This is a genomic window from Streptomyces sp. NPDC054887 (genome assembly GCF_053610585.1).
Map to the genome: position 1 here is coordinate 1 of NZ_JBSGYQ010000114.1, position 11,898 is coordinate 11,898.

The following is an 11,898-nucleotide window of genomic DNA, read 5'->3' on the forward strand; positions in this document are numbered from 1 at the left end:
TCGTTGCTCCCCGGGGCCCCTTCGCGTACGCCCGCGGACTAGCCGAGGGGCAGGCCCGTGCTGGGCAGCGAGCCGGTCGGCAGGCCGCCGCCGGTGGGCAGCGCGTCGGCGGCCGGCAGGCCGCCGCCCGCGGTCTTGGTGGTGTCGCCGAGGACCTCACCGGCACTGCCGGCGACGTCACCGGCCGCCTTCTGCGCGGCCGGGGTGGCGGTCTTGCCGGCCTTGCCCACGGTCTTGCCGGCGGCCGGGACGGCCTTCTTGACGGCCTTGCTGCCGGTGTCGCCCGCAGTCTTGGAGCCCTTCTGCGCCGCGCTGTCGACGGAGTCGCCGAGACCGGCGCCGTCCAGGGCGGTCAGGCCGCCCAGGTTGGGGGCGGCGGGCAGGTCAGCGGCGCTCGCGGAGCCGGCCGCACCGACCACGGGGGCTGCGCCGGCCGCGATGAGGAGAGCGGCGCGGGCGATCCGACGGGTCAGGGGGAGAGACATGGTGCTCCTTAGACGGGAAGAGTCGAGACGGTCTGTCCGACGATCAGACGCCGTGACAACCGCTCGGAGGGCGGGGGAGGTTGCGGTGCACCAAGGTAAAGAGTTTGCAATGCGTCGCATTATCGGCTCCGGATGAACCCGGGCAAACGGACCGCCCCCGGAGCGGGCGTCCGAGGGCGGTTTCCCTTTGTTCTCCGGGAAATCCGGGAGCGGAGGGGTGACGGCCCGCAGGTGCGTGCGCAACCCCGTCCGGGCACACCCCGCTTACTGCTTCCGAGTGATCGTCCGCACTACTGCGCGGTGGTGATCCGGACCTCTCCCGAGCCGTTCCGGGCGTCCTCGGAGTGCCAGGTCCGCCGCACGTCCCCGGTCGTCCACACGCGGCCGGCGTAGGCGACCCGCTCGATACGGAGCTCCGCGGCGTGCGCCACGGCCCAGTGCGCCAGTTCCCAGCCGCGCCGGTCCCCGGCGGCGCCGCGTACTCCCGCGGCCCGGGCGGGTACGGGCACGGTCACCGTGGCCGCTGCGGGGGCGCCGCCCAGCTTCGCCGCGGCGCCGGCCGCGGCGGCCGTGTCCGATGCGCCCGAAGTGCCCGCCGCGTCCGGGGACCCGGCGGCCCCCGCCTCGGGCAGTACGTCCGGCCCGAAGTCCCGTACCAGCGCGGCCCGCACGTCGGCGGGCCTGCCCGGCTGCGCGTCGCGGGGACCCGTGCAGGTCAGGGAGGCGGGCGTGCGTCCGGTGAGGGCGGCGGCCAGCAGCGCCGCGTCCGGCTCGTGCTTCGCGTACGCCTGCGGGAAACCGCTGCGCTGCACGCGCTGGGCGGCCACCGTCAGCGGCAGCCGCGAGTAGCCGGGCACCTTCTCCAGGTGCTCGTAGAACTTCCCGGCCGAGTAACCGGCGTCGAGGATCTGCTTCGGGGTGCCCCAGCCCTGCGAGGGACGCTGCTGGAAGAGCCCGAGCGAGTCCCGGTCGCCGTACGTGATGTTGCGCAGCGCCGACTCCTGGAGCGCGGTCGCCAGCGCGATCGTCACGGCCCGCTCCGGCAGCCCGCGCGAGGTGCCCACCGCGGAGATCGTCGCGGCGTTCACAGCCTGCTCGGGACTGAGCTCGTACGTCGCCCCGTCGCCCTCGGCGGAGCGCACGGTGCAGCGCGGCGCGCCCGCGCCGCCGGTCACGTACTGCGCCACCAGGTATCCGGCCAGCGCGAGCAGCACGGCGACGCCCGCCGCGATGCGCAGGACGCGGCCGCGAGTGACGGAAGAGGTGGGCTCAGGCACGCTGCCTAAGGTACTGGAGGCGGTTTCGGCGCCCGCCGGGGGACGACCCGGCGTGCTCCGGCCACCGCCGGTTAGGCTCGGGGCCATGGCTGAATCTCCGCTTGACCTCTTCCTTGACGCGCCCGCGCTGACCGCCCGGCTCATCGACTTCCCGTCGGTCAGCGGCAACGAGAAGGCGCTCGCCGACGCCATCGAGGAGGCGCTGCGCGCCCTGCCGCACCTCACCGTCGACCGCCACGGCAACAACGTGGTGGCCCGGACGCATCTGGGGCGCGCCGAGCGGGTCGTCCTGGCCGGGCACATCGACACCGTCCCGATCGCGGACAACGTGCCGTCCAGGCTCGACGAGAACGGCGTCCTGTGGGGCTGCGGCACGAGCGACATGAAGTCCGGGGTGGCCGTCCAGCTGCGCATCGCCGCGACCGTCCCCGCACCCAACCGGGACCTGACCTTCGTCTTCTACGACAACGAAGAGGTCGCCGCGCACCTGAACGGCCTGGGGCACATCGCCGACGCCCACCCCGACTGGCTGGAGGGCGACTTCGCCGTACTCCTCGAACCGTCCGACGGACAGGTCGAGGGCGGCTGCCAGGGCACGCTGCGGGTACTGCTGCGCACGGCCGGGGAGCGGGCCCACTCGGCCCGGAGCTGGATGGGGTCCAACGCGATCCACACGGCCGCGCCGATCCTGGCCAGGCTGGCGGCGTACGAGCCGAGGCGGCCGGTGATCGACGGGCTGGAGTACCGCGAGGGCCTGAACGCCGTCGCCGTCGAGGGCGGCGTCGCCGGCAACGTCATCCCCGACGCGTGCACGGTGACGGTCAACTTCCGGTACGCGCCCGACCGCACCGAGGAGGAGGCCCTCGCGCACGTGCGCGAGGTCTTCGCGGACTGCGACATCGCCGAGTTCGTCGTGGACGACCACTCGGGGGCGGCGCTGCCCGGCCTCTCGCACCCGGCCGCCGCGGCGTTCATGGCGGCGGTGGGCGGCACCGCGCAACCCAAGTTCGGCTGGACGGACGTCTCGCGCTTCAGCGCGCTCGGCGTTCCCGCGGTCAACTACGGCCCCGGCGACCCGATCTTCGCGCACAAGCGCGACGAGCACGTGGCCGTCGAGCGGATCACGCACTGCGAGGAGCGACTTCGCGCCTGGCTGACTGCCTGACTTTCACTGTTCGTCACGTGTGTGGACCTACGCTGACCGGACAATGTTCGGCAGCGGAGGGAGTACGGCATGGCGATTCCTGAAGAGGGGCGAGTCCCGGAAGAGCAGCGTCTGGGGCCGGTGGTGCGCCGTGGCGATCAGATTCAGCCGGGCACGACCGACCAGCGACTGCTGGACTCGGACGGTGACACCGGGTGGGTCCACACCGACCCGTGGCGGGTCATGCGCATGCAGGCCGAGCTGGTGGACGGCTTCGGCGCCCTCGCCGAACTGCCGCCGGCCATCAGCGTGTTCGGCTCGGCCCGCACACCGGCCGGTACGCCCGACTACGAGGCGGGCGTGCAGATCGGCAGGGCGCTCGCCGAAGCCGGGTTCGCGGTGATCACGGGCGGCGGTCCCGGCGCGATGGAGGCGGCGAACAAGGGCGCGCGGGACGCCCGGGGCATCTCGGTCGGCCTCGGCATCGAGCTGCCCTACGAGCAGGGCATCAACCCGCACGTCGACATCGGCGTCAACTTCCGCTACTTCTTCGTGCGCAAGATCATGTTCGTGAAGTACGCGCACGGCTTCGTGGTCCTGCCGGGCGGACTCGGCACGCTGGACGAGCTCTTCGAGGCCCTCACGCTCGTCCAGACCCGCAAGGTCACGCGCTTCCCGATCGTGCTCTTCGGCTCGGCCTACTGGGGCGGCCTGGTCGACTGGCTGCGCGACACGGTGATCGCGCAGGGGAAGGCGTCGGAGAAGGACCTGCTGCTGTTCCACGTGACGGACAGCGTGGACGAGGCGGTGGCCCTGGTGTCGAAGGAGTCGGAGAGGTAGGCGGGCAGCCGCTGCGCGGGCGCCCCCGCGCAGCGGCGCCCCTCCCCGCCACCGTCCGCCGCGTACCTCTCAGGCCAGCCCGCGCCGCGCCACAGCCGGCGGGCGGTGCCCCGCGATGGACGCCACCATGTCGAGCACCTGCCGGGTCTCGGCGACCTCGTGGACCCGGTAGACCCGCGCCCCCAGCCACGCCGACACCGCCGTCGTGGCGAGCGTGCCGACCACGCGTTCCTTCACCGGCCGGTCGAGCGTCTCGCCCACGAAGTCCTTGTTGGAGAGCGAGACCAGCACCGGCCACCCCGTCCCGACCATCTCCCCGAGCCGCCGCGTGGCCTCCAGGCTGTGCCGGGTGTTCTTCCCGAAGTCGTGCCCCGGGTCGATCAGGATCGCGTCGCGCCGTACGCCCAGGCCCTGCGCGCGCTCCGCGAGCCCTACGGTCACGTCGAGGATGTCGGCCATCACGTCGTCGTACGCGACCCGGTGCGGGCGCGTCCGCGGCTGCGCGCCGCCGGCGTGCGTGCACACCAGGCCCACGTCGTGCCGGGCGGCCACCTCGGCCAGCCGCGGGTCGACGCCGCCCCACGCGTCGTTCAGCAGGTCCGCCCCCGCCTCGCAGACCGCCTCGCCGACCTCGTGCCGCCACGTGTCGACGCTGATCACCACGTCCGGGTACCGCCGGCGCACCTCGGCCACGAAGCCGACCGTGCGCCGCGCCTCCTCGTCCGCGCTCACCTCTTCGCCCGGTCCGGCCTTCACGCCGCCGATGTCGATGATGGCCGCGCCCTCCGACACGGCCTGCTCGACGCGGGCGAGCGCGGGCTCGTCGCGGAACGTCGCACCCTGGTCGTAGAACGAATCAGGGGTCCGGTTCACGATCGCCATGATCACCGGCTCGTGCGCTGCGAACTCGCGCCGTCCCAGCCTGAGCACCGTGTTTCCTCCTCGCGTCGGTCGCCTGCGACCTTAACTGTCAGTGGCGCATGGCACGATCGGGACCGGACAGTTTCCGCTTCGCGTGTGGCCCGGGGAGACGCTCGTGTTCTTGTTCTTGGTGGTGGCGATGGTCGTCGTGGTCGCCGCGGTCACCCTCGCCGTGGTCGGCGGGGGCGACGACAGCGGCGGCGTGCTGCCGGAGGCCGCGCCCGACCGGCTGGTGGATCCGCTGCCCGCGACACGCCCGGTGGGGCGTGCCGATGTGGAGGCGCTGCGGCTGCCCCTGGCCCCGCGCGGTTACCGGATGGGCGAGGTCGACGACGTGCTCGGCCGCCTCGGCGCGGAGCTGGCCGAGCGCGACGCCCGCATCGCGGAGCTGGAGGCCGCGCTGGCCGGCGTCCAGGCCAGAGCCGTCGGCGGCGCGAACCTCTTCAAGGACGCGCCGCCGCGCGACGCGCCGCACGAGGGGCCGAGGCCGTGATCGGCGGAGCCGAGCCGGGCCCGGACGGCCGCCTGCGCTGCCCCTGGGGCCTGTCCACCGAGGAGTACGTGGCGTATCACGACGCGGAGTGGGGCCGCCCGGTCCACGGCGACGACGCCCTGTACGAACGGCTGTGCCTGGAGGCGTTCCAGTCCGGACTCTCCTGGCTGACGATCCTGCGCCGCCGGGAGGGCTTCCGGGCCGCCTTCGCCGGTTTCCGTATCGCGTCGGTGGCCGCCTTCACCGACGAGGACGCCGCGCGCCTGCTCGCCGACCCGGGGATCATCCGCAACCGCGCCAAGATCGAGGCGACCCTCGCCAACGCCAGGACGCTCGCCGGCTGGCGGGCCGGCGAGCTGGACGACCTGATCTGGTCGTACGCCCCCGACCCCGCGACGCGCCCGGCGCCGCAGACGTTCTCGGACGTTCCCGCGACCACCCCGGAGTCCGTCGCCCTGTCCAAGGCGCTCAAGAAGCGGGGCATACGTTTCGTCGGCCCGACCACGGCCTACGCCCTGATGCAGGCGTGCGGCCTGGTCGACGACCACCTCGCCGGGTGCGTCGCGCGGGGCGCTGGCTCCTAGGGGCCCTCAGCGCCCCAGGTAGCGCGGCTTCTCCTTGGCGATGAACGCCTGGACCGCGATGGAGTGGTCCTCCGACGCGCCCGCCCTGGTCTGGAGTTCGTCCTCCTTCTCCAGGGTCTCGCTCAGCGTGTGGCCCGCGCCGTACGCCATGGACTCCTTGAGCGCGGCGTACGCGAGCGTGGGGCCGTCGGCCAGGGCGCGCGCCACGGCGGCGGCCTCGGCGGCCAGGTCCGCCGCGGGCACCACCTTGTTCGCGATGCCCAGGTCGCGGGCCTCCTGGGCGGTGATCGAGCGGGGGAAAAGCAGCAGGTCACTGGCGCGGCTCTGGCCGATGAGGCGCGGCAGCGTCCACGAGACGCCCGAGTCGGCGGTGAGGGCGACCCCCGCGAAAGAGGTGTTGAAGGAGGCCGTGTCCGCCACGACCCGGTAGTCGGCGGCGAAGGCGAAGCCCGCGCCCGCGCCCGCCGCGACGCCGTTCACCCCGGCGACGACCGGCTTCGGCATCTCGGTCAGGGCCCGCACGACGGGGTTGTAGTGCTCGCGCACCGTGCTCATGGTCCGGCCGGAGCCGCTCTCGCGGTCGGCGGCGAGCGAGGCGATGTGCTCCTTGAGGTCCTGGCCCACGCAGAAGGCCCGGCCGGTGGCGGTGAGCAGGACGGCCCGTACCGCCTGGTCGGCGGCGGCGGCCTGCACCGCGTCCCGCAGGGCGACCTTGGCCTCGGTGTTCATGGCGTTCATGGCGTCGGGACGATTGATCGTGATCGTCGCGAGTCCGTCGGTCACCTCGTAGAGCACGGTGTCGGCCATCGGTGTGTCCCCTTTTGCGGCGCGGGTGGGCATGTCCTGATCAGCATGGCGGAGATCACCGGGGCTGCACATGTGACCTGCGTCTAACAATGTGAGGTCGCCGGACGGCCGTGGGCGGCGAAGTATCGCAGGCGGACCGCCGAATTGGGTGGTTTTGAGAGAGCGCGTTGCGCAAGCGATGCGGAGCGATGTTGGTCATTGGGTCCTGCGATGCGGGATAATGACCTGGAAGCAATGTGTTCGATGCCGGTGACACAGCTGCCCGACTCGGGGCCGCCGGCTGCGATGAGCTGGTTTCAGGAAGGGGAACGAGCATGGCGGCCATGAAGCCGCGAACGGGCGACGGCCCGCTCGAGGTGACCAAGGAGGGGCGGGGCATCGTCATGCGCGTTCCGCTCGAAGGCGGCGGACGACTTGTCGTCGAGCTGACTCCGGATGAGGCCGATGCGCTCGGCGACGCTCTGAAGAAGGTCGTCGGCTGACGCGGAAGCGCCCGAACTTTTCACTGCCCCGGTACGCCGCAAGCGTGCCGGGGCAGTGCTGTGTGCGGGGCCGGTTCGGGCGGGGCGACGGCGGGGCGGCTCAGCCGCGGCGTACCGCGCAGAGCAGGCCGTCGCCCACCGGGAGCAGCGTCGGCAGGAGCCGGCGGCTCTCGCGCACCGCGCGCAGCAGCTCCCGCAGGCGCAGCACTTCGGCGGGCTGCGCCGCCGAGTCGACGGTGCGGCCGTCCGCGAAGACGCCCTCGAACACGACGATGCCGCCGGGCCGCAGCAGGCGCAACGATTCAGCGAGATAGTCCATGCTCTCGAGGCGGTCGCCGTCGCAGAACACCAGGTCGTACCCGCCGTCGGCGAGGCGGGGGAGGACGTCGAGCGCGGGCCCGGGGATGAAGCGCGAGCGGTTCGCCGCGTAGCCGGCCGCACGGAACGCCTCGCGGGCGAACTGCTGCCACTCCGGCTCCGGGTCCACGGTGGTCAGTACGCCGTCGGGCCGCATGCCGTTGAGCAGATAGATGCCCGAAACGCCGGTGCCCGTACCGATTTCGGCCACCGCCTTGGCGTCCGCGGTGGCGGCGAGGAGCCGCAGCGCGGCCCCCGTCCCGGGCGACACCGCGCGCAGTCCTGCCTCCCGGGCCCGATCGCGCGCCCAGTGCAGGGCTTCGTCCTCGGCGACATAGGCGTCGGCGAACGCCCAGTTCGTCTGCCGGTTGGCGGTAATGGCCCTCTCCTGTCCCCGTAGTTGGCGCAACCGTGACTGTATCCGCTGGCGTCGGGAACCCGCAGATGGGACCGGGCGTTGTAGAGAGCGGGGGGAGACATGGATCAGGACCGCATGCGGGTTCCAAATTCACGTAAAGACGCTTATCCGGAGCTAACGGGCGAGGTGGCTATGGTAGGGGCTCCACTGGACACCACCAGAGCCGATAGGGGAGGTGCGGCTGCGCCTGTGGATCGGGGAGGAGTGCTGCGGCGCTTTCTCAGGTCGGCGGGTGAGCCGAAATCCGTGACCGACATTGCTGACCGCGCGCCTTCCACTCATTCCGCACAGACCGCGACCTTCGCCTCCGATGCGGAATCCCAGGCGTGGACTCCGCCCACCTGGGAGGAGATCGTCAGCACGCACAGTGGTCGCGTGTACCGACTCGCCTACCGCCTGACCGGCAATCAGCACGACGCCGAGGACCTCACCCAGGAGGTGTTCGTCCGCGTCTTCCGTTCGCTCTCGACGTACACGCCCGGCACCTTCGAGGGCTGGCTGCACCGCATCACGACGAACCTGTTCCTGGACATGGTCCGCCGCAAGCAGCGCATCCGCTTCGACGCGCTCGGCGACGACGCGGCCGAGCGGCTGCCGAGCCGTGAGCCGTCCCCGCAGCAGGTCTTCAACGACACCCACTTCGACGCGGACGTGCAGCAGGCGCTGGACACCCTCGCGCCCGAGTTCCGTGCCGCGGTCGTGCTCTGCGACATCGAGGGCCTGTCGTACGAGGAGATCGCCGCGACGCTCGGCGTCAAGCTCGGGACCGTACGCAGCCGGATCCACCGGGGCCGCTCCCACCTGCGCAAGGCCCTCAAGCACCGGTCTCCCGCGGCACGTGCCGAGCAGCGCTCGTTCGCGAGCGTGGGCACGGGTGCGGCCGCGGTGGGCGGAGAGGGCGGAGCCGAGTGAGTGGCATCCGACCCACCGACGCCGAGCAGCACCTCGGGGACCGGCTGGCCGCCCTGGTGGACGGTGAGCTGAGCCATGACGTCCGCGAGCGCGTCCTGTCCCACCTGGCGACCTGCGCCAAGTGCAAGGCCGAGGCCGACGCACAGCGCCGCCTGAAGAACGTCTTCTCCACCGCCGCGCCGCCGCCGCCGTCCGAGGGCCTGCTCGCCCGGCTCCAGGGGCTGCCCGGCGGCGGCCCCGGGGGCGACGACGGCGACGACTCCAGACCGTTCGGACAGGGCGGCTTCGGGCAGGGCGTCTTCGGCGCGGGGACTCCGGGAGGAAGACCCGGCCGTCGGGGCGGCTTCGACTTCGGTTACGCCCCGGCCCGCGGGCACACGGGCGTGCTGCCCGGCGCCGCGCCCAGCCGCGGTTTCCGGATCCATGACGTGGGCCGTGCGGAGGCCGAGCGGTCCGGCGGACGCGGCAGGCGGCTCGCCTTCGCGGCCGCCAGCGCGGTGTCGCTCGCCGCGTTCGCCCTCGGCGGCGCCATGCCGGCGGGTTCCGCCGGTGAGACGACCGCGCGGGGCGGCTCCGGCAACAGCGTCACGCCGCCGCGCGTGGCGGGCCCGAGCGGCGCCGCGGACACCACCCGACGCCGTACGGCGGGCAGCGCTCCGGTCGCCGCGAGCGCCGTCGCGGGCGCCGGGACGAACGACGCCGTGCCGTCGCGGCTCTTCGGCACGGGCACCGGGCAGGGCGGCGCGCAGGGGCTCGCCCTGACGCAGCCCTTCTCCGCCCCCGCGTTCACGGCCGAGGCCCCGTTGCCGCTGATCCGCCGGTCGGGGTCCGCCCTGTCCCTCGCGTACGACCCGGGTCACCGCCCGTCGGTGAGTGCCGCGCCGTCACTCGCTCCCTTGGCTCCCGGGCTGCCCGTTTCCCCCTGAGGCTGGTTGAATCTCGGCAGGGGTGCCCCGCAGGGGGCACGGACAGCGAACGTGCACCGCCCTGCGGGCGTGCTCGTGGGGTTGCGGGGAGAGCATGAACGAGGGCACGCCCACCGGTCCGAAGGCGAAGTGGTGGAGCCGGCCCGCGCCGCTGCACGGGGCGCCGGAGCAGGACGAGGTTCCGCCGGCCCCGGCTTCCGAGGGGGAGCACGCGGCGGCCGGGACCGCCGAGCGACAGCCGGCGGACGGCCCTGCGGTGGTGAGCACCACAGGGCGCGCGGGGACCGCTGCGCCGGTGGACACCACCGGGCGGGCCGGAACCACGGCGCCGGCCGGCACCGCCGAGCGGGTGGGGCCCACGGCCGTGGTGGACACGACCAAGCCGGTGGAGGCTGCCGGGCCGGTCGGCACCACCGGGCCGGTCGGCACCACCGGGCCGGTGGGGACCACCGCGCCGGTAAGCACAGCCGAACCGGTGGGGACCACGGCGCCCGTGGATGCCGCCGAGCGGGTGGCGGTTGTATCCGTGCCGCCGCAGCCAGTCGACGCCGAGCCCGTCGCCCGGCAGCCGCTGCACGCGCCCGATCCGTACGCCACCCCGCCCTACGGCGGCCCGGGCCCCTGGGCTCCCGCGCCGCCCGTGCAGCGGCCGGTGCCGACCCCGCCGCAGGGCACGTTCGTACCGCCCGGAGCGCCCGGAGCGCCCGTACCGCCCGGAGCGGCCGGAGGGCAGGCGATGAACGGGGCCGGTGTGCCCATGGCTCCGTCACACCAGCACCAGCACCAGCAGCCCCAGTCCCCGCAGCACCCCCACCCCCGGAACGATCACCAGCCGCACCACCAGCCCCAGTCCGGCCACCCCCAGCCCGGCCACTCCCAGCCGACCTCCCAGTGGCTTCAGTACGACCCCTGGGGCGCTCCTCAGCAGCCGCTGACCCATCCCGGCGACCCGGCGGGCGGCGGACGGCCGAAGAAGGCCCGCCGCGGCAGCACGCTCGTCGGGGCGCTGCTGATCGCCCTGGTCGCCGGCGGCATCGGCGGCGGCATCGGTTCGTACGCCGAACGCAACGGCGGCATCACCCGCGTCGAACTGCCCCAGGCCGCGCCCGCGAACGGCAAGGGCCGCGCTCCCGACAGCATCGCGGGCATCGCGGCCAGCGCCCTGCCCAGCGTCGTCACCCTGCACGTCAGCGGAGTGGGCGAGCAGGGCACGGGCACCGGGTTCGTACTCGACGCCAAGGGCCACATCCTCACCAACGACCACGTCGTGGAGCCCGCCGGGTCCGACGGCACGATCAACATCACCTTCAGCGGCGGCCAGACCGCGAAGGCGAAACTCGTCGGCAAGGACAGCGGCTACGACCTCGCGGTCGTCCGGGTCCTGGGGGTCGACGGGCTCAAGCCGCTGCCCCTGGGCAACTCCGACGACGTGCAGGTCGGTGACCCGGTGGTGGCCATCGGCGCCCCCTTCGACCTCCAGAACACCGTCACCTCCGGCATCATCAGCGCCAAGGAGCGCCCCATCACGGCGGGCGGCGAGAAGGGCGACGGCAGCGACGTCAGCTACGTCAACGCCCTCCAGACCGACGCCCCGATAAACCCCGGCAACTCCGGCGGCCCCCTGGTGGATGCCCAGGCCCGCGTCATCGGCATCAACAGCGCCATACGCGCGGCCGACAACAGCGCGGGCCTCGAAGGCAGCCAGGGCGGCAGCATCGGCCTGGGCTTCGCCATCCCCATCAACCAGGGCAAGCGCGTCGCCGAGGAACTCATCAACACCGGCAGGGCGACCCACCCGGTCATCGGGGTCACGCTCGACATGAAGTACACCGGCGACGGGGCCCGCGTCGGCACGAAGGGCGCCGACGGCCCGGCGGTGACACCCGACGGGCCCGGCGCCCGTGCCGGCATCCGGCCCCGCGACGTCATCACCGAGGTGGACGGCCAGAAGGTGCACAACGGCCAGGAGCTGATCGTCAGGATCCGCGCCCACCGCCCCGGCGACCGGCTGGAGCTGACCGTGGTGCGCTCGGGCCGGGAGCGCACGGTCACGGTGACGCTGGGATCGGCCGACAGCGACTGAGGCACGCGATCCCCGGCCCGGGCGGGCAGGGGCCGCGTACCGCGACGGGGACCCGGGCGGGGGGCCCGGTCGCCCGGGGTGCGCGCCCCTGTGGGGGGAAGGTTCCCTCCCGACCGAGTGGGCGGGGACCCTGGGCCCGGCCCCGACCCGTGCGCAGCCCGCGGCGGGG

13 protein-coding genes are annotated in these 11,898 nt (G+C 73.6%); 8 read left to right on the top strand and 5 right to left on the bottom strand.

Annotation, left to right across the window (positions count from 1 at the left end; all coding sequences use genetic code 11):
• Positions 1–38 precede the first annotated feature (38 nt).
• Both ACWGH0_RS33730 and ACWGH0_RS33735 read right to left on the bottom strand, forming a co-directional pair.
• The gene (locus ACWGH0_RS33730) at positions 39–485 is read right to left on the bottom strand and encodes an ATP-binding protein (protein WP_453408083.1); all 447 of its coding nucleotides are present in this window, start codon (positions 483–485) and stop codon (positions 39–41) included.
• A gap of 290 nt (positions 486–775) precedes the next feature.
• Positions 776–1,762 carry a heavy metal transporter gene (locus ACWGH0_RS33735; protein WP_453408084.1) on the bottom strand — a complete coding sequence of 329 codons (987 nt, stop codon included), beginning with the start codon at positions 1,760–1,762 and terminating at the stop codon, positions 776–778.
• 85 nt (positions 1,763–1,847) lie between these two features.
• Here ACWGH0_RS33735 and dapE point away from each other — a divergent pair, with 85 nt between their 5' ends.
• A complete protein-coding gene (gene dapE / locus ACWGH0_RS33740; protein ID WP_453408085.1) occupies positions 1,848–2,927 on the top strand; it encodes a succinyl-diaminopimelate desuccinylase in 1,080 nt (359 codons plus the stop codon).
• A 69-nt stretch (positions 2,928–2,996) separates the two neighbouring features.
• Positions 2,997–3,746, top strand: a complete 750-nt coding sequence (locus ACWGH0_RS33745; RefSeq protein ID WP_453408086.1) for an LOG family protein — start codon at positions 2,997–2,999, stop codon at positions 3,744–3,746.
• Between the two features lie 69 nt (positions 3,747–3,815).
• Here the strand turns inward: ACWGH0_RS33745 and folP are convergent, their stop codons facing one another.
• On the bottom strand, positions 3,816–4,676 hold the full coding sequence (gene folP / locus ACWGH0_RS33750; RefSeq protein ID WP_453408087.1) for a dihydropteroate synthase: 861 nt from the start codon (positions 4,674–4,676) through the stop codon (positions 3,816–3,818).
• 106 nt (positions 4,677–4,782) lie between these two features.
• On the opposite strand from folP, the gene ACWGH0_RS33755 reads away from it, so the two are divergent.
• Positions 4,783–5,160 carry a DivIVA domain-containing protein gene (locus ACWGH0_RS33755; RefSeq protein ID WP_453408088.1) on the top strand — a complete coding sequence of 126 codons (378 nt, stop codon included), beginning with the start codon at positions 4,783–4,785 and terminating at the stop codon, positions 5,158–5,160.
• The gene (locus ACWGH0_RS33760; RefSeq protein WP_453408089.1) at positions 5,157–5,744 is read left to right on the top strand and encodes a DNA-3-methyladenine glycosylase I; all 588 of its coding nucleotides are present in this window, start codon (positions 5,157–5,159) and stop codon (positions 5,742–5,744) included. The genes ACWGH0_RS33755 and ACWGH0_RS33760 overlap by 4 nt, the downstream gene beginning before the upstream one ends.
• 6 nt (positions 5,745–5,750) lie before the next feature.
• On the opposite strand, the gene chcB is transcribed toward ACWGH0_RS33760, so the two are convergent.
• Positions 5,751–6,551, bottom strand: coding sequence for a 2-cyclohexenylcarbonyl CoA isomerase (chcB, locus tag ACWGH0_RS33765; RefSeq protein WP_453408090.1), 801 nt, complete (start codon positions 6,549–6,551; stop codon positions 5,751–5,753).
• A gap of 314 nt (positions 6,552–6,865) precedes the next feature.
• Between chcB and ACWGH0_RS33770 the strand changes: the two genes are divergently transcribed.
• Positions 6,866–7,033: a DUF3117 domain-containing protein gene (locus ACWGH0_RS33770; protein WP_003966491.1), complete on the top strand. Its 168-nt coding sequence runs from the start codon at positions 6,866–6,868 to the stop codon at positions 7,031–7,033.
• Positions 7,034–7,133: 100 nt separating this feature from the next.
• Here ACWGH0_RS33770 and ACWGH0_RS33775 read toward each other — a convergent pair whose 3' ends face one another.
• The gene (locus tag ACWGH0_RS33775) at positions 7,134–7,799 is read right to left on the bottom strand and encodes an O-methyltransferase (RefSeq protein ID WP_453408091.1); all 666 of its coding nucleotides are present in this window, start codon (positions 7,797–7,799) and stop codon (positions 7,134–7,136) included.
• Between the two features lie 141 nt (positions 7,800–7,940).
• On the opposite strand from ACWGH0_RS33775, the gene sigE reads away from it, so the two are divergent.
• From sigE to ACWGH0_RS33790, 3 genes are all read left to right on the top strand, one after another.
• The gene (gene sigE / locus ACWGH0_RS33780) at positions 7,941–8,720 is read left to right on the top strand and encodes an RNA polymerase sigma factor SigE (RefSeq protein WP_453408092.1); all 780 of its coding nucleotides are present in this window, start codon (positions 7,941–7,943) and stop codon (positions 8,718–8,720) included.
• On the top strand, positions 8,717–9,646 hold the full coding sequence (locus ACWGH0_RS33785) for an anti-sigma factor family protein (protein WP_453408093.1): 930 nt from the start codon (positions 8,717–8,719) through the stop codon (positions 9,644–9,646). The genes sigE and ACWGH0_RS33785 overlap by 4 nt, the downstream gene beginning before the upstream one ends.
• A gap of 94 nt (positions 9,647–9,740) precedes the next feature.
• Positions 9,741–11,729, top strand: a complete 1,989-nt coding sequence (locus tag ACWGH0_RS33790) for a trypsin-like peptidase domain-containing protein (RefSeq protein ID WP_453408094.1) — start codon at positions 9,741–9,743, stop codon at positions 11,727–11,729.
• The last annotated feature ends 169 nt before the right edge of the window (positions 11,730–11,898 follow it).

Excerpts from the sequence above, each read along its gene's own strand:
- ACWGH0_RS33730 (WP_453408083.1), bottom strand. The coding sequence starts at position 485 with ATGTCTCTCCCCCTGACCCGTCGGATCGCCCGCGCCGCTCTCCTCATC.
- dapE (WP_453408085.1), top strand. The coding sequence starts at position 1,848 with ATGGCTGAATCTCCGCTTGACCTCTTCCTTGACGCGCCCGCGCTGACC.
- ACWGH0_RS33745 (WP_453408086.1), top strand. The coding sequence starts at position 2,997 with ATGGCGATTCCTGAAGAGGGGCGAGTCCCGGAAGAGCAGCGTCTGGGG.
- chcB (WP_453408090.1), bottom strand. The coding sequence starts at position 6,551 with ATGGCCGACACCGTGCTCTACGAGGTGACCGACGGACTCGCGACGATC.
- ACWGH0_RS33770 (WP_003966491.1), top strand. The coding sequence starts at position 6,866 with ATGGCGGCCATGAAGCCGCGAACGGGCGACGGCCCGCTCGAGGTGACC.
- sigE (WP_453408092.1), top strand. The coding sequence starts at position 7,941 with ATGGTAGGGGCTCCACTGGACACCACCAGAGCCGATAGGGGAGGTGCG.
- ACWGH0_RS33790 (WP_453408094.1), top strand. The coding sequence starts at position 9,741 with ATGAACGAGGGCACGCCCACCGGTCCGAAGGCGAAGTGGTGGAGCCGG.